Annotated in this window: 18 protein-coding genes and 1 tRNA gene; 1 reads left to right on the forward strand and 18 read right to left on the reverse strand. The window is 31.2% G+C overall.

All coding sequences use genetic code 11. From position 1 onward, the window contains the following. Window positions 1–45: 45 nt before the first annotated feature. The 14 genes from Q1B37_RS09170 to Q1B37_RS09235 form a co-directional block, all read right to left on the reverse strand. A complete protein-coding gene (locus Q1B37_RS09170; RefSeq protein WP_299898121.1) occupies window positions 46–402 on the reverse strand; it encodes an MmcQ/YjbR family DNA-binding protein in 357 nt (118 codons plus the stop codon). Continuing rightward, on the reverse strand, window positions 393–794 hold the full coding sequence (locus Q1B37_RS09175) for a GNAT family N-acetyltransferase (RefSeq protein WP_299898122.1): 402 nt from the start codon (window positions 792–794) through the stop codon (window positions 393–395). Before Q1B37_RS09175 ends, Q1B37_RS09170 begins: the two co-directional genes overlap by 10 nt. 6 nt (window positions 795–800) lie before the next feature. Continuing rightward, window positions 801–1,415 (reverse strand): DUF4230 domain-containing protein, encoded by a 615-nt coding sequence (locus Q1B37_RS09180; RefSeq protein WP_299605486.1) that lies wholly within the window; start codon window positions 1,413–1,415, stop codon window positions 801–803. 1 nt (window position 1,416) lies between these two features. Further along, on the reverse strand, window positions 1,417–1,773 hold the full coding sequence (locus tag Q1B37_RS09185; protein ID WP_299898698.1) for a DUF4260 domain-containing protein: 357 nt from the start codon (window positions 1,771–1,773) through the stop codon (window positions 1,417–1,419). Further along, window positions 1,773–2,522: a cyclase family protein gene (locus tag Q1B37_RS09190; protein ID WP_299898124.1), complete on the reverse strand. Its 750-nt coding sequence runs from the start codon at window positions 2,520–2,522 to the stop codon at window positions 1,773–1,775. Before Q1B37_RS09190 ends, Q1B37_RS09185 begins: the two co-directional genes overlap by 1 nt. 26 nt (window positions 2,523–2,548) lie before the next feature. Then, entirely contained in the window at window positions 2,549–3,685 is a 1,137-nt protein-coding gene (hemW, locus tag Q1B37_RS09195; protein ID WP_299898126.1) for a radical SAM family heme chaperone HemW, read from the reverse strand. A gap of 81 nt (window positions 3,686–3,766) precedes the next feature. Then, on the reverse strand, window positions 3,767–4,324 hold the full coding sequence (gene ruvC, locus Q1B37_RS09200) for a crossover junction endodeoxyribonuclease RuvC (RefSeq protein WP_299605495.1): 558 nt from the start codon (window positions 4,322–4,324) through the stop codon (window positions 3,767–3,769). Window positions 4,325–4,360: 36 nt separating this feature from the next. Continuing rightward, window positions 4,361–4,837 (reverse strand): hypothetical protein, encoded by a 477-nt coding sequence (locus Q1B37_RS09205; protein ID WP_299605498.1) that lies wholly within the window; start codon window positions 4,835–4,837, stop codon window positions 4,361–4,363. Window positions 4,838–4,962: 125 nt separating this feature from the next. Continuing rightward, entirely contained in the window at window positions 4,963–6,147 is a 1,185-nt protein-coding gene (locus Q1B37_RS09210) for a tetratricopeptide repeat protein (RefSeq protein WP_299898128.1), read from the reverse strand. Next, window positions 6,134–6,505, reverse strand: coding sequence for a BlaI/MecI/CopY family transcriptional regulator (locus Q1B37_RS09215; RefSeq protein WP_299898130.1), 372 nt, complete (start codon window positions 6,503–6,505; stop codon window positions 6,134–6,136). The genes Q1B37_RS09210 and Q1B37_RS09215 overlap by 14 nt, the downstream gene beginning before the upstream one ends. Before the next feature lie 36 nt (window positions 6,506–6,541). Then, window positions 6,542–6,874, reverse strand: coding sequence for a hypothetical protein (locus Q1B37_RS09220; RefSeq protein WP_299898132.1), 333 nt, complete (start codon window positions 6,872–6,874; stop codon window positions 6,542–6,544). Beyond that, on the reverse strand, window positions 6,840–8,669 hold the full coding sequence (locus tag Q1B37_RS09225; RefSeq protein ID WP_299898134.1) for a peptidylprolyl isomerase: 1,830 nt from the start codon (window positions 8,667–8,669) through the stop codon (window positions 6,840–6,842). The genes Q1B37_RS09220 and Q1B37_RS09225 overlap by 35 nt, the downstream gene beginning before the upstream one ends. A gap of 39 nt (window positions 8,670–8,708) precedes the next feature. Beyond that, entirely contained in the window at window positions 8,709–10,580 is a 1,872-nt protein-coding gene (locus Q1B37_RS09230; protein ID WP_299898136.1) for a M56 family metallopeptidase, read from the reverse strand. 288 nt (window positions 10,581–10,868) lie between these two features. Continuing rightward, a complete protein-coding gene (locus Q1B37_RS09235; RefSeq protein ID WP_299605511.1) occupies window positions 10,869–11,144 on the reverse strand; it encodes a hypothetical protein in 276 nt (91 codons plus the stop codon). A 297-nt stretch (window positions 11,145–11,441) separates the two neighbouring features. On the opposite strand from Q1B37_RS09235, the gene Q1B37_RS09240 reads away from it, so the two are divergent. Continuing rightward, complete coding sequence (locus Q1B37_RS09240; protein ID WP_299605513.1) at window positions 11,442–11,942, forward strand: DUF456 domain-containing protein; 501 nt, start codon at window positions 11,442–11,444, stop codon at window positions 11,940–11,942. 526 nt (window positions 11,943–12,468) lie between these two features. Here the strand turns inward: Q1B37_RS09240 and Q1B37_RS09245 are convergent. The 4 genes from Q1B37_RS09245 to Q1B37_RS09260 form a co-directional block, all read right to left on the reverse strand. Then, window positions 12,469–12,542 (reverse strand) — tRNA-Asp (locus tag Q1B37_RS09245). A gap of 86 nt (window positions 12,543–12,628) precedes the next feature. Further along, window positions 12,629–13,558: a DUF58 domain-containing protein gene (locus Q1B37_RS09250; RefSeq protein WP_299605515.1), complete on the reverse strand. Its 930-nt coding sequence runs from the start codon at window positions 13,556–13,558 to the stop codon at window positions 12,629–12,631. Between the two features lie 122 nt (window positions 13,559–13,680). After that, window positions 13,681–13,998 carry a thioredoxin gene (gene trxA / locus Q1B37_RS09255; RefSeq protein WP_299605517.1) on the reverse strand — a complete coding sequence of 106 codons (318 nt, stop codon included), beginning with the start codon at window positions 13,996–13,998 and terminating at the stop codon, window positions 13,681–13,683. 283 nt (window positions 13,999–14,281) lie between these two features. Next, entirely contained in the window at window positions 14,282–16,177 is a 1,896-nt protein-coding gene (locus tag Q1B37_RS09260) for a tetratricopeptide repeat protein (RefSeq protein ID WP_299898138.1), read from the reverse strand. Window positions 16,178–16,403: the final 226 nt, after the last annotated feature.

Below are 16,403 nucleotides of genomic sequence, written 5' to 3' on the forward strand. Positions count from 1 at the left end.
TGTTATAAGCCGAAAAGACTATGATATGGATTTTCTTTTTTTGTTTTAAAGGTTTTCTAATTCTTGTTTTGCTTTTTTGGTCAGTCCACTAACAACTAAGTCATAAGAGTGATCAATTAATTCGCATAACATATGAGTAGCTAAACTGCCAGAAAAGTTAACAGTATTCCAATGTTTTTTACTCATATGATATCCAGGTTCGATTTCTGGATGATATTCTCGGAGTTCTAAAGATTTATCGGGATCGCATTTTAGGTTTACGCTGAAGGGAAGTCTTTCCAATCCCGTTAAGGCAAACATTTTGCCCATTACCTTAAAAACCAGTGTATTTTCGTCAAAAGGAAATTCTTCTGTAACACCTTTTTTTGATAAGCAATATGCTCTAAAAGCTTCTATGTCCATTTTGTCATCATCAAATTAGGATCTGGTAATTCTTCAAATCCAAATTGTTTATATAATCCGTGCGCATCTTTAGTAGCAAGCATCCACCGATGTACTTTTTGGAGTTCAGAATGTTCTACGATCGTTTTGATCAGTTGTTTGGAATATCCATTACCTCTATAATTTTCAATAATAAATACATCCATAAGGTATGCAAAAACTGTATAATCTGTTAACAATCTAGCAAAACCAATCTGCTCACCATTTAGATAAACGCCAAAATTAAGACAATGTTCTATACTGTTTTGAACTTCTTCTTTGGTTCTTCCTTTTGACCAATAGGCATTCGTTAAAAATTGATGAATAAAATCAATATTTAGTTTTGAGTTATCCGTAGAGATTGTAATGCTCATTATTTTCTAGTTAAGAAGCTTTTGATCTAACTCATTATTGAGTTCTAAAGCAGAATAATCTAATTTCCAACCTATAGACTCCGCAACGGTTTCCATAAGAGATATTACAGTTAATAATTCTTTTCCAGCAGCTTCTATCAACCCACTTTGAGGAATTTTATCTATAATAAATTGTTTTGCTTCCTGGTTAATATCGGTAAGATCATTAGAAGTCATAGGATTTAACCAACCTTCTTTCTTATCATAATATTTAAAATCCGTTTCAATAGTAAGTAATTTGGCTTGTGGAAATTGGGTTAAAATAATTTTTTTGTTTTTGGTATCGCTTTCTAATTTTATCTTGGAAAGATCGAATCCTACATGTGCTTTTGCATCAATTAGGATTAATGCCTTTTTCTTGCCTCTTATGATATTAAAGAATTTCTCTTTTACACTTTCGTAGTGGTATATTTCTGCAAAATCCCCTTCTACCGTAACAAGTTTGCAAACACTTCTTATCTTTTCCATAAGAATAGTGGATTGTGTTTGTACAGTAGCTCTTTTTTTAACAGCACTAAATCTGGCAAAAATAAAATACGCCAAAATAGCACCTATTAATAATCCAATAAATAATAATTCCATATTAATTCTTTTTCCCAATCTCGCCTAGATGGGTAAATTTAAACCCTTTTTCATATTTAAGACCATATCCTAGAACTCTGTCAAAGGCGGAATGAGAGAATAGGATAATTCCGCATAACAATAGGTATTCATTGGATAGGTATACGCCAATCAGATAGATTACAATAGCTATGCCTTTATGATGGAATATATTGTATGAAAAAGTTCCTATTTTAGTGTTGATAATATATCCTAACATTCCAATATCAGGTACCAAAAATAAAGCCAAAAATAACCACCAAGAAAATGAGAGTAAACTAAAAAGGTATATGCCTAAAACAAGCATAGCTAGCTCTTCTAACTGCAAAGTGGTTTTCATCATGATTGTATTATTTTATATAAAACAGGTTTACTAGGAGAAGCATCATTTTCGAAAGATGCTATCTGAAGGTTAAGCATGTATGGTCCATCTTTTATTTGATCTTTTACAAAAACCATTTCTGTAATAGTTGCATCTAATCGGGTATCTTGAGGATAATTCCAAAAAGCTTTGTGCGCCAATAATTTCCCATCATCTTTTTCCTTATCTACAGATGGTAAATCAATCAAAAGATGTTTGATTCCTTGTTCTCTTATAAATTGTGTTGCTTCTTCTAATAAATACGCCCAATTGGTGTGAGAATACTGTTTGTTGCATTTACCTGCATGATTAGGGGTTGTTCGTATAATGAGTGCTTCTGGTTTTGAAAGCAACGCTTTTTTGATTTGTTCTTTTGTTATTACAAAATCATCGTCGTTAATTTCTGGGTCAATCGTAATAAGTTCAGCCGTAAAAAAGAATTGTTTTAAAGTTTGATTAATGCTATGGAATTCAGGAGTGATATGTCCAACACATTCTGTATGTGTTCCATGTCCATGAGGATTAAAGTATATATTATTAAAGTTAGTAGAAGCTCCTTCAGAAACTTTTCCAACCCAATCACCATCTTTTACAGGTTCTATTTTTGGAGCAGGGATATACCAGGCATTTACGTTATCTTCCGTTGCTCTCAATGAAATAGAGATATCCAATGGTTTAGATAAATCAATTTGATAAGAAGTCTTCTGGTATTGAATGGTTGTAATCATGAAAATGTGTTCCTCTATCTTCTGAGTTAGCCTAAATTTAATAAGAAAAGATCACTTGCAATCCCATCGCTTAAAAACTTTCCTTTTTTAGTAACTGATAGCGTGTCATTATCCAAAAACAATAAATGTTCTTCTATATGTTTTTTAGCTTGTTTTAGTAAGTATTCTTTAAAGGTAATTCCAAAAGTATTTTCCACTTTTTCAAGAGAAACACCCCAAATTGTTCGTAATCCTGTCATTACGTATTCATTGTACTTATCGGTAGTGGTTAGCTTTTCTACTTCTCTAGGAAGCTCATTTTCTTGCAGCGCTTTGATATATTTTGTGTTGTTATTAATATTCCAACTTCGTTCATTACCATTATACGAATGTGCAGAAGGACCGATACCTAAATAATGCTTTCCTTGCCAATATGCGGTATTATTTTTACTAAAATATCCTGGTTTTCCAAAATTAGAAAATTCATAATATTCAAATCCTGCTTGCTCCATCGTATCTACTAAGATGTCAAAGTGCTCTTGAGCAAGTTCATCTTCTACGGGTGCAATAATGCCTTTTTCTACGAATGAAGCCAAGGCGGTCTTGGGTTCTACCGTTAGTGCATAGCTAGAGATATGTGGAGCTTTGGTGTCTAATGCTATTTTTAGGTTTTCTTTCCATCTATCGGCTGACATTCCTGGTATTCCATAAATTAAATCAATAGAAAAGTTATCAAAATATTCCTTAACTAAGGATATACTCTTACTAGCTTCATTGGCATTGTGCGCTCGATTCATAAGTTTCAAATCCTCGTCAAAAAAAGATTGGATACCGATACTTAGTCGATTTACTTCTGTGCTAGCAATGGCTTTTACGTAGGATTCTGTAAGATCATCTGGATTTGCTTCTACGGTTATTTCTACATCATCTGATACTAGATAATTTTCGTAGATAGTATCTATGATAAATTTCAAAGCAGGAACAGTAAGAATACTTGGTGTTCCTCCTCCAAAATATATCGTTTCAATAACTTGGTGATCGTCAATTTCTGATCTTCTTAGTTTAATCTCATTGCACAAAGCAAATACCATTTGATCCTTCTTTTTAGTAGAAGTTGAGAAATGGAAATCGCAATAATGGCAAGCTTGTTTGCAAAAAGGAATATGGATGTATATACCAGACAAATCAGTTGTTATTTAGTTTTAACAATTCTATATTATTACAAATCTAAGGTTATATCTGAGAATATAGAATAGTCAAACGTGTCATTTTTTAACTCGCTTTTCGTTTTGTTTTACAAAAGCAGCCCAACCACTATAACTTTTTCCTACGATATCTGCTCTTCCCATATTATAAAAATGACAAACAGCAGCTGCCAATCCATCGGTAGAGTCTAAATTTTTAGGCAGTGTTTTGATTTTTAGAAGGTTTTGAAGCATTTTAGCTACTTGTTCTTTACTGGCATTACCATTACCAGTAATTGCCATTTTTATTTTTTTTGGGGAGTATTCGGTTATAGGTACCTCTCTACTTAATCCAGCTGCCATAGCGACTCCTTGTGCACGTCCTAGTTTTAGCATAGACTGTACATTTTTTCCAAAAAATGGCGCTTCGATGGCTATTTCGTCGGGATGATATGTATCAATAAGCTCTACTGTTCTTTCAAAAATAAGTTTCAACTTTAAATAATGGTCATCATATTTACCAAGCTGTAGCTCATTTAATTGTAAAAAGGACATTTTTTTATTGATAATTTTTATCAATCCAAATCCCATAATGGTAGTTCCAGGATCAATACCTAGTATGATTTTTTCGTTTTCCAAGAAATTCTCGTTTCTACAAAACTAAGCAATAGCTTATTAATTCATATGAATAACTAGTGGTAATTTGTATCTAGAGGTAACTGGAGTACTTCGTACAATAGCGGGGTCTGCTTTTGGCAACGTTTTGATGCTTTTTATAAGAATTTCTTTAAAGTTAGGAATCTGCTCAGTTATTAATTCTGGTATAGTAAATTCCTCTAAGTTGATTTTTCCTCTTTTATCCACTAGTAATGGTATCCATATAGTATCATTTATGGATGTTGTTACCGAAATTTTAGTGTCAGCTATTTCGGACTTTATATGATTGATAATAGTTTGGTGAAAACAATCATCTATTTCTTCAGGTTCATTAATACAGGTTTCAAATAGCGGAGGTTTATCTACTTGATTTTCATCAATTTCACTCCATTTTTCTCTAAAAACGTCCTCTTGGTTTTGTTTTTTTACCAATAATTTATCACAGGAAAATGATAGGAAGATGAAAACATATATGTAATATACCCTTTTAATCATTCGTTAATTTTATGAGGTGTAAAAATACAAGATGTGTATATAAAGCCCCTAAAATTAAAGTTTTTTATTAAAAGACCATTGCTGAAGGGTTTCTATCGTCTGAAAATGAATAGACGAGATGATGTTTATTTTTCCACTACAGCTTTTTCAGAAGTTTGAATTTCTTTCTCGAGTTGAGTAATTCTTTTATTGACCATAAATCCATAAAAGTTTTTGGCATCTTTAGTTTCTCCAAATTTTTTCATAAATACATTATAGTATTCCAGTTTCACTTTTGGGTCTTTGTAATAAGCATCTGCAAATACGGCTAGCTGATATTGGGCTCTTAAGAATTCTGGATTTTCTTTGATCGCTAGTTTTACATATTTAATCGCTTCTTCCCAATTTTCTAAATGACGATGACTCATCGCAACATTGAAAAATTCTTGTTCTACAGGAAGATTTTTTAAAAGTAGTGCTTTTGTATTATTAGCTAATGCTTCGTTATACATATTTAATCTGGTGTAGGCTTCAGCCATTCGGGTATATCTAAGAGGCACTTGATCATTATATTTCAGAGCTTCCTGATATTGGATTATCGCTAGCTTATAGTCATAATTTTTATGATAGCATAGCGCTAACGAGGCATGTACATACTCATTACCATGATTTAATGAGATTAGTTTCTTAAAATATGGGATAGCTTCAGAATAATACTTCCTTAAAAGATAATTTTGCCCTAATATATTGATCAATTCAGGATTCTCTGAATAAGAGGATAATCCTTTATTAGCAATATCTTCGACTTTATTATAATTTCTCTTTTTTAGAAAGTGTTTTGCTACTTCGAAACAGCTTTTTTGGTGTGTACTATCTAATTTAAAAGCTTCTTTAAAATAAACAATTGCTGTACTATCTTTTTGTTTTTTCTTTACAGAACCTAATTGGTAATAAAAATTTGGGTTATCAGGATATTGGGATACTAAACCAGTGTATACACTATCTGCTTTTTTATACTTTCTGGTAGTGGTTAATAGTTTAGCATATTCCAGTTTTGCTGATAATAATTCAGTATCTAATTGAAGTACTTTTTCATAATAAGATAAAGCATCATTATAGGTTCCTTTTGCTTTATGTGCTTTGGCAATTTTTAGTAAAATATAGTCATCTTTTGGTTCGATATTCTGGTATACTTTTATAGCTTCGGTATAATTACCAATTGTATATAGACTATCCGCTGCCTTTAATGAAGCCTTTTGAGCTTTAGCAATGGTAAAAGCAAGTAGCGTAACAATAAAGATGCAATATTTAATAGCTCTAAGAAGCGTCATGATCTTCTTTGTTGATTTCTTTTAGAATGGTTTCTAAATCTTTGATATTCATATCATTCTTTTTGACAAAAAATGAGACCATATTTCTAAAAGAACCATTGAAGTAATTATTCATCAACTTGTTTAACGATTGATTACTGTATTCTTCTTTTTTAACCAAAGGGAAATAGATATATCCTTTTCCTTCTTTTCGATGAGATACAAATTCTTTGTTTTCTAAAATTCTAATAATTGTAGAAATAGTATTATATGCAGGTTTAGGCTCTTGCATGCATTCGATAATGGCGGCTACATTTCCTTCTCCAAGTTGCCATAAAAGCTGCATTACTTCTTCTTCTGCTTTTGTTAATTGTTTCATCTGTCTTTTATAAGGGTATTGTGTTTTGTTAATTTATTATTGAATTTTTAGGATATATAAATCACCGTCATATTTTCCTCTATAATCTGAATATAACATTCCTTTGGCTTCATCCAGTGTATCATATCTATCTAGATATACATATAGATAAGTATCCTTGGGGTTTTTAAACCATTTTGGGTCAAGCCCCATCTTTTTAAGTTTTGCCATTCCTTTTTCAAAATAAGGTTTACGCTTAAAAATTCCCGTTACTAAATAATATCCTTTTTCGACTTCATTGTTTTCGTCATTAGAAAGATTTTCGGTGAGGACAGTATCTTCGTTGATATTGTTTTTAATTATCGCTTTTTTTTTTATCCTTTTGATCAACTTCGGTTCCAATTTGAAATACGATAGGTAAGGAGTATAACACATTTACTTTCTCACCTTTATGTTCTCCAGGAATCATTTTAGGTAAAGAGCTAATCACTCTATTCGCTTCTTCTTCTACTTCGATAGCTGGACCTCTAGATTCTACTTCTACGACATTTCCTGAAGTATCTATTTTAAATCTAACATAAACCCGGTTTATACCCTTTAAACCAAGGTTTTCTGGGATGTTCATATCGAAATGTTTATTTACATATTTTTTGATTTCGTCAGACACACATTTCTTTACCTCTTCATTACTGGCCAAGTCCTTGCAATTTTGAGTAGCTGGTACTTTTTCTACTACGGCAAAAGGAATATTTTGTTCTCTGATAATTAAAATATGTCTAACATCTACACCATCAGTTTTAATTTTTTCTACAGTAAGGAGATGCCAACCAAAAGGAGTTCTAAATGGTTCCGAAATTTCACCTTCTTGTAGGCTAAATGCTACTTGTTTAAAGCTTTCATGAAATGGAGTATCTTTTTGCACAAAATAGAATCCACCATTTCCTTTGGATCCAGGATCCTGTGAGTATAATACAGCTCTACTAGCAAAACTTTTGTTATGAATCGTTATATCTTCTTTGATTTCTAAAAGTCGATTCACAATTTTTTGATCTACCTCCGATAAAGAATCTTTAGCGATAGTTGCAATAGCTTTTTTTGCTTTTGTTTCTTCTTTATTAATTACAGGAAGTGTTTTAGATGCTTCCTCCATTTTTGGGTCTTCGGTTTCAGAAGGTACTATGATTTCTTTTACTGGAACTTCATTGGCGATTTGGACTTCGTCTGTAGTATCTGTATTAGAAAATGAGTTAGTGATTTCCTGAATTTCATCGGTAATTTTTTCTGAAGAAATATTTGCTAAGGCAACAGCTTTTTGTGAAAAAGCAGTAAAAGTAAGCATTACCACTAGTAATGGTACTACAGCTAAATACTTGAATTTAGCTTTTGATTTTGATTTCGTTTTTTGAAGCATGATGATTCTTTTTTTAAGTAATGTATGATTGAAGAAATTATTTGCAAATTGTACGTTTTTCGTTTCAAAATTTGCATTGAGCAACTGCTCATAATATTGTCTTTTTCCTAGTAATTTAATCGCAGAAGCATCAGAGATATACTCGTGTAAAGTGATAATTCGAGAATGATAGATGTATAATAAAGGATTAAACCAGAAAATGATTTTAATTATCTCAAACCAAAGAAGGTCTAAGGTGTGTTTTTGTTTTAGATGAACAATTTCATGAATTAAGATCTGATCTTTTTCATTTTTCGATAATTCGCCACCGATATAGATAGTATTCCAGAATGTAAATGCGTCTTTGCTATTGGGCAATATCCTAATAGGAAAGGTATTAAATGTTCCCTTGGTTGATTTTTTATTTAAAGAATATATAATGAAAATTTTTCTGATAAATAAAAACAAGGTGATCGCAATTCCTATAATGTAAATAACCAACCACCAGTTGATATTCAGCGGAGCAGTAGCAACGGTATTTGTTGTTTCTACAACTGTATTTTTAATAGGTTGCGCTCCACCGATAAACACAGTCGGTAAATTCACAACATAATCATCGGGTATGGTTTCCTGAATACTTTTTACCTTAATAAAAGGAAGCATTAAGGAAAGAAGTGAAGACACTAAAAGATATACTCGATTAACTGTAAAAAAGGTGTCTTTTTTATGAAATAAATCATACGCTATTAAAAATATTAGCTGAAATAATATAGTTTGAATAATGTATTGTAGCATACCTTTTAAATTTAATTCTTTCTGGTTATTACAAGATGTTTATTTTATTAGATATGAGACATCTAAAGTGATAGAATAGGAAGGAACATTCGTGCCAGTTGAAGTTCTAGCTACATGGAAATCTAATTTGTCTTTACCACTTTCTTTTGCCAGTTTATTATTAAAAGAAAGCTTGCAATTTCCGTTTGCACTAGTTTTTCTAAGATCGGTACCATAAACAATTTCCAAATTATAGGTAGCCTCTGGAATATTTCTGACATAATGCTGAGTATCTTTAGGCAGGTGTATCGTTCTTACACTTTCTAATGTTTCTAGATTGACAATATCTACAATGATCTCGGAATTTTTTCCATTTGATATTTTTAAATAATTGTTAAGATTTGTATCATATTTAGAGGCATTGTTAGCACAATTAAGCTCTACTTTTTCTTTGGAAATTGAAATAGGAATAGAAATGTCGTCTTTTTTTCCAGTTTTATTTTTTGCCATTTTTTGAGCCATATCCATTGCTTTTTTTCGTGTAGACTCTTGTTCGGTTACAGGAACTTCATCAGTATGATTATGATTTTTCCTTAATTCTTCTGGAAGTAAATCTAAAGTCATAGAGTACGATGGTACATTTTTGCCTTGGTCTGTAATGATAGTAGTGAAGTCTAATATGTCTTCTCCAGTCTCAAATAGGATTTCTTTTTGAAAACTACCATTACAAACTCCATCGGTTTCTTTTTCCATATAATCTTCTCCATAGGTAACATCTATTCTATATATACCTTCAGGAATGTTTCTTACATAACGTTTTTGATTTTTATAAATTAGAACAGTTCTGGTCACTTCATTTGTTTCTAATAAGATAAGTTTTGCAATAATATCCGCATTTTTGCCATTTTCAATTTTCAAATAATTATCTAATTTATAGTCATATTTAGATCCTTTATTAAGGCAAGCAGGTTGATTACTAACAGCTTTTTTATCATTATTAGAGGAAACCTCTGTTACTGGAGTAGTCTTCGGTTCGTTTGACTCATTAATAGAAGAACCATCCTTACAAGAGGTGTAGGTAAGTATCCCTGTTAGTACAGGAATTAAAAGCAGGTACTTAAATTTGGCAATAGATTTTGATTGGGACTTTTGTAACATAAATATTCGTTTTTTGATTAATGATTGATTGAAAAATTGATTAATGAATGTGATTTTCTCTGTTTGAAAAGCAGAATTTAATAATTGTTCTATATAGTTTTTTTGGTTTACTTTATGAATGGTAATGGCATCTGCAATGTATTCATGTAGCAGTGTAATTCTTGCCTGATAGATATATACCAAAGGATTCCACCATAATAAGATTTTTAGGAGCTCGATTCCTATTTGATCAATAGTATGTTTGTGATTTACATGAACAAGTTCATGTGATATAATATGTTGTTGTTCTTCCTCGGTTAGAGAATCTCCAATGAAAATTGTATTCCAAAAAGAAAACGCGTGCATACTATTTGGAAGAATTACTATTTTCTGATTAAATGATTTGGATATGTGTGATACGTTTCTAAGGATATGAAGCTTGTGAAACTTCAATAACAGATTTATAAAGCTTAGCAAAACTCCTGCTAAATATGTCACTATCCACCAATTTATTTGTATTCCATTTGTACCAGCATCTGTTCTGGTTACATTGGTATTAAAGATTATTTTTTCGGTAGGAACAATGATGGAACGCTCGATATTAGTAACAACAATTTCTGTAGAACTAGAAGTCAAAAAGTCTAATTCTATAAATGGAAGTATTAATGATAAAAATGGAGTGACAATTAGGTATAAACGATTCCAATTAAAAAAGGTGTCCTTTTTATGAAAAACGTCATAAACCAAAAGGAATAATGATTGAAAAATAAGGATTTGAAGTAGGTAGTGGAGCATATTTTTTCTTTTACATAAACATTGTTATCGTGTCAATCCAGAGCCTACTACATTGTATTCCAAAAATAGTAGACTCAGGTCGACGTCCCCCAGTTGTTCTATAGATATCTATATCTATTCAACTAATAGATTAGTTGAATGACAAATATATACATTTTTTCTTTTTAACTAAATATTTAGTTTAAAAATTTAAAAAAATAGCCCTTTTACTGCTTCTTTACTTGTAAAAACAGCTCGTTTTGGAATGGAAACTATTATAAATGTATCAATAATAGGGTGTTAGTGTTACTAAAGATTTGTGATGGTATTTTTGATTTCGAACTGAATCATTATGGTATAAGAGTCATTTACATTAGTATTAGCTTCGGATATGGTATTTGCAGGAATAATATCCGGGAAGGATAGAAGTGTTCTTATAGCTTCTTTTTCGATTTCAGGAGAGAATCCTTTTACTTCAATATTTTCAATTTTCCCTTTATTAGAAATATTAAACCTTGTATAGATGCGATTAATTCCTGATTTAGCATATGAAGAAACAGCGAGGATGTCGTAATTTTTTTTCACGTATTGCTCAATATCCTTACAAATACAATGTTTTCGGACGCGTTCTATGGATTTGTTTTTACACTTAAGTGTTGTGGGCTTATTTTGTGAATAAGAATAGAAGCTGGATAAAGTAACCAATAAGGTTATATAGATATACTTTTTCATTTCGGGGATAGAATAGGTTTCTAAGGGTACTTCGTTTCCTACAAAATTATGATTTATTAGCTAATTTGATGTTACTACAGTTTTAAGTATTTTAGAAAAAAAATAATATTAGAGTAACAATATTCATTTTTGATAGTCTAATAATTTACTATGGATATAGCGTTAGTAATCATTGGTTTTATATTATGTTTGGTTGGTATCATTGGTAGTTTTCTTCCAGTGTTGCCGGGTCCTTTTACTTCATGGATTGGTTTGTTGATACTTCATTTTACAGATGTGATCCCACAGAACTGGACTTTTCTCGGAATTACTCTGGGAATTGCTATTGTCGTTTGGATATTAGATTATATCGTTCCTGCATGGGGAACAAAGCGTTTTGGCGGCACAAAATACGGAATGATAGGAAGTTCTATTGGATTGGTAATAGGATTACTTTTTTTAGGTGCATTTGGGATAATTATAGGACCTTTTGCTGGAGCTTTTATTGGAGAGCTTATAAAGGATAGCAAAGATTCATCAAAAGCGTTAAAAGCTGCATTTGGATCGTTTCTAGGTTTTCTTGCAGGTACTTTTGTGAAGTTCATCGTGTCTATCGCCTTTATCATTTTATATGTTAATAAAGTGTGGGAACATTGGGAAGCGATATTTTGATCGCTGTTGTCTTCTAATAAAATATATTAAAACAAAAAAAGAGTGCGTTTAACGCACTCTTTTTCTTCACACAAATCATCTTAATTTAGGGGCTTATTCTAAAATTAAAACTCACTTTTATAAAAACTTTCATCTTGGGGGGAACGAAAGCACTAACTCATTTTCACTTTGTAAAGATAGTGATTTTTTGGTTAGCTCCAAATTTTTTGTGTATTTTATCGTAAAAAAATGCAATTTTAACATAGTTAATTTAAAAATTAAATATTTTAACAAGAAAAAACTTACATTTTTGAATTATATAATAGATTGTTCAAGTAGTTAAAAAGATATAACCTATTAATGAAAAGAATGATTGATCTAACTGTAAGTGGAAGTGGATACAAAAGAAATTAAAAAAAGCCTCTCCTTTTTCAGGAAAAGCTTCTCATTGGTTTACTAAACCACCCATGCAATTGGCATGGGACAACACAACATTGTACATTGCAAAAAAAAGCTTCAACCGTAATTGAAGCTTTTGCAATTGTTGCGGTCTGGACGGGACTCGAACCCGCGACCCCCTGCGTGACAGGCAGGTATTCTAACCAACTGAACTACCAGACCATTGCCTTATTGCGGATGCAAATATACACCTCATTTTAATACCCGCAAATGTTTTTTGAACTTTTTTTAAGTATTTTTTTGTGATTCTACGCAAATTTCTGCCTTTCAACAAGATAGGTGGTAAGAATTTTGTCGAAATTTTTTGTGATATCTGCTTCTACATACTTGATTTTATATTGAGAGCATTTTAATTTTAGTTCATAGAAATAAGAACTCACAGCTTTTTGATAATTTTCTTTGATATTGTCTGCATATAAATTTACAAATTCACCAGTTTCTACATCCACGAATCGAGTAGGTCTATTGCTAAAATCAAAATTTAATTCTTTAGTACTATCGAAGGTATGAAATAACACAACTTCGTGTTTATTATATTTTAGATGTCTTAAAGCCTCAAATAGTTTTTCTGGATTTGAAGTAGCCTGAAACATATCCGTAAATAAAAATATGAGAGATCTGCGATGAATTTTTTCTGCTATTTGATGTAAAAAAGTATAAGTGTCTGTGTTTTTAGTATCCTTTGGAGTAGTAATTATCTGACTTAACTTACTTAAAAGCATCTGATGATGTCGCTCACTACCTTTTTCTTGCGTATAGTAATCATAGGTATCACTATATATACTTAGACCTACGGCATCACGCTGTTTTTTAAGAATGTTCATAAGACAAGCTGTTGCTAATACTGAAAAACTTATCTTATTTAGGGATTCTAAATGATGTTGTTTGATTTGGGGGTAATGCATAGAAGAAGAATTGTCAATAATGATATGACATCTTAGATTTGTTTCTTCTTCATACCTTTTAGTAAATAATTTATCAGTTTTAGCATACAATTTCCAATCTATATGCTTTGTACTCTCTCCATTATTATAAACTTTATGCTCGGCAAATTCAGCAGAAAATCCGTGAAAAGGGCTTTTATGCATACCGGAAATAAAACCTTCGACCACCTGTTTGGCTAAAAGCTCTAAGTTGGTAAAACCACTGGTGCTATTAATTTCATTTTGGATATTCATATTGCTTTGCGAGTTATGAGATTAACGAATACTTTCGTGCTAACAATATACGGATACTAATCTGTTTTCAATAAAAAAGGGTTGACAATCCGTCAACCCTTTTTTATCTCTAAAATTATTCTCTAGATTAAAGAATCTAGTGCTTCAGCATATACATTTTTCGGAGAAACACCAACTTGGCGTCCAACTACCTCTCCGTTTTGGAAAACTAATACTGTAGGGATGTTACGTACACCATATTTTGCAGCAAATTCTTGATTTGCATCAACATCTACTTTACCTACAACAGCTTTACCTTCATATTCTTCACTGATCTGTTCAATTATTGGACCTACCATTCTACATGGACCACACCACGCTGCCCAAAAATCTACTAATACTGGTTTATCGCTTTTAAGTACTACTTCATCAAAAGTAGCATCTGTTATTTCTAATGCCATAGTTTTATTTATTGTTTATTAATTCTTGTTATTTATTAATTTCACAAAATTAGTCAATATTTATCCCAAAGCTTACAATCAAAATATTTGTTTTGACTATAGGGCTATTGATTTTGTTGATACCAAATATACTATTAAATTGTTCTGTAGGAAGATATTTCTGAATCTTTTGCTTGCTCAATTAAAGAATAATAGTTGGGTTATTTTTTAAGAACGATAATAAGTTCGAATTAATGCAAAGAAGTTTAAGTTTTAATTATTATTAAACGCAATATTGTTCTTATCATAGAGTATTTAAGAATTCATAGAGATCTTCTTCTTTCCCCAGCTGAAGTTTCTTTTTTAATCTATATTTTGATTTCAATACACTATCTGGTAGTACATTTAGCATGTTAGCAATTTCTTTAGTAGTAAGATTCATTCGTAGAAAGGAGGCTAATCGTATTTCTTTTTCAGTGATTTCATTATGAATTGCTTTTAATTTGTTATCGAAATTATTGTGTACATCTGCAAAGTATGACTTGAATACTTCCCAATCTTTGTCTTCAGCACTTTCTTTTTTTAATAACATTACCAATCTTCTAAACTCTACTTTAAAAAGTTCAGGAGAGTTTTTAATACGTTCTAGATTTTCTTTGAGTTCTTGGATAAAGCTACTTTTTTGAACCAAATGCAACGTTTGCGAGGTAAGTTCTTTTCTTTTAAATTCAATTTCTTGTCGGTATATTTCTTCTTGTTTTTCTCGTTCTATTTGATTCTTTTTAATGCGTTGTCTGAATCCAAAAAATAACAATCCCGATACCACAATGAAAGATATCATTCCTCCTGCATAGAGCGTTTTTCGAAGATTACTGATCTCTACTTGTTGATTTAGATTTTTGATTTCTTCCTTTTGTAAAGTAATGGCAGCTTCTTTTTTTTCTGTTTCGTAAATAGTTCGTAATTCTTCTATTTGTTGCGATTTTTTCACTGAAAATAAACTGTCTCTTATTTTTTGAGATGCATGTAGGTCTGAAAGTGCTTCTTTATTTTTATTCTGTAATTGAAAAAGGTTAGAGCGTTTTTCATATAATTCCTGAAGATTCGACATGGTACCAATTTTTTCGGCTATGTTGATCGCTTGATTAATGTTTTTAATAGCTTCAGGGATATTGTTTTCATTTTTAAAGGTGTGGCTTAATCCTTTATATGCATTTATAATCCCAATTTTTATGTCTTCGCCCTCTGTAATCTCTTTGGATTCTATAAAAGATGCTTTTGCTTTTTCGTATTTTTTTTCAATGTTGAATAATTCACCAAGATTATAAAGTGCATTGGCTAATGGGGATTTTGCCTCATGCTTTCTTGCTAGTTTTATAGCTTCTTCATAGTGTGTTTGAGCTTCGTTTATGCGATTTAATTTTTTTAAGGCATTCCCAGCTGAGTTTTTTGCATAGGATAAATAAATCTCATCATTTTGAGCTAAATAAATTGCCATTGCTTCTTTAAAATAGGTAAGTGCTTTTTTGTGGTTTTCCGTTGCGTATTCCAAATCACCTAAAAGTTTTAGAATATCAGCTTTTCTCATGACGTCATTGATTTCTGTAAAAAGTTCCAATGCTTTTAACGCTTCAATTAAAGCAAGTTTGTAATTACCTTTTTCCATATAAATAGTAGCAAGGCTATTATATTGTGCACCCTTAAATTTTGCTTTAGCTTTATCCACTTTTTCATTTTCTTCTATAAGTTCAAGGTTTTCCAGAATTATATGAATAGCGCTTTCAAAATCACCTTTGCTCCGCAAGATGTCCGCAATGGAATAGTTAACAAATAAAGTACCTCTGTAAGAATTGCGATTGCTAAATTCTTGTTTTGCTTGTTTGTAATAATAAAGAGCAGAATCTAGATTGCTTCGATTGGTATAAAAATCACCTAAGTGCAATAAGCCTTTGCCAATCCCCATTTTGTAATCAATTTTTTTTGAAATTTTCAGTTCTTCTTCTGCGTATTTTTTAGCTTTTAAAGGTGCAGAGAACATTAATTTCTCATGAAGCTCGGTCAAAATATCAACCCTAACACTATCTTCTTCGATATGATTGTCTAAAGCATTTTTTAAACTGTCAATTAATTTTAGGTTTTGAGAAATCACCAGTTGGGTACAAAATATAAATACTGTAATAAGAAGAGATTGGAATTTCATAAAAGCGAGTCATTTAGTTGACAACTAAGGTAATTAATAAATATTATGATTGTCGAATACTCTGTATTTCGAAAGAAAGTGTAGAAGGGAGTTTACAAGATCTTTAGGTTGCTTTTTCCCTTAGGTATCCTCTCTTAATACTTTGAAAACGTAGAGAACTCTTCAGTTTAGTATTCGTAAAAACACTCATTTCTTTCCAAGTTAATTTATGGGTTTTTAATAGGTG

Origin of the sequence: uncultured Aquimarina sp., assembly GCF_947492965.1 — a bacterium.
GTDB lineage: Bacteria > Bacteroidota > Bacteroidia > Flavobacteriales > Flavobacteriaceae > Aquimarina.

Excerpts from the sequence above, each read along its gene's own strand:
- Q1B37_RS09225 (WP_299898134.1), bottom strand. The coding sequence starts at position 8,669 with ATGCTACAATACATTATTCAAACTATATTATTTCAGCTAATATTTTTA.
- Q1B37_RS09170 (WP_299898121.1), bottom strand. The coding sequence starts at position 402 with ATGGACATAGAAGCTTTTAGAGCATATTGCTTATCAAAAAAAGGTGTT.
- Q1B37_RS09230 (WP_299898136.1), bottom strand. The coding sequence starts at position 10,580 with ATGCTCCACTACCTACTTCAAATCCTTATTTTTCAATCATTATTCCTT.
- Q1B37_RS09175 (WP_299898122.1), bottom strand. The coding sequence starts at position 794 with ATGAGCATTACAATCTCTACGGATAACTCAAAACTAAATATTGATTTT.
- Q1B37_RS09240 (WP_299605513.1), top strand. The coding sequence starts at position 11,442 with ATGGATATAGCGTTAGTAATCATTGGTTTTATATTATGTTTGGTTGGT.
- Q1B37_RS09210 (WP_299898128.1), bottom strand. The coding sequence starts at position 6,147 with ATGACGCTTCTTAGAGCTATTAAATATTGCATCTTTATTGTTACGCTA.
- Q1B37_RS09190 (WP_299898124.1), bottom strand. The coding sequence starts at position 2,522 with ATGATTACAACCATTCAATACCAGAAGACTTCTTATCAAATTGATTTA.
- Q1B37_RS09180 (WP_299605486.1), bottom strand. The coding sequence starts at position 1,415 with ATGGAATTATTATTTATTGGATTATTAATAGGTGCTATTTTGGCGTAT.
- Q1B37_RS09215 (WP_299898130.1), bottom strand. The coding sequence starts at position 6,505 with ATGAAACAATTAACAAAAGCAGAAGAAGAAGTAATGCAGCTTTTATGG.
- Q1B37_RS09260 (WP_299898138.1), bottom strand. The coding sequence starts at position 16,177 with ATGAAATTCCAATCTCTTCTTATTACAGTATTTATATTTTGTACCCAA.
- Q1B37_RS09250 (WP_299605515.1), bottom strand. The coding sequence starts at position 13,558 with ATGAATATCCAAAATGAAATTAATAGCACCAGTGGTTTTACCAACTTA.
- trxA (WP_299605517.1), bottom strand. The coding sequence starts at position 13,998 with ATGGCATTAGAAATAACAGATGCTACTTTTGATGAAGTAGTACTTAAA.
- Q1B37_RS09185 (WP_299898698.1), bottom strand. The coding sequence starts at position 1,773 with ATGAAAACCACTTTGCAGTTAGAAGAGCTAGCTATGCTTGTTTTAGGC.
- Q1B37_RS09205 (WP_299605498.1), bottom strand. The coding sequence starts at position 4,837 with ATGATTAAAAGGGTATATTACATATATGTTTTCATCTTCCTATCATTT.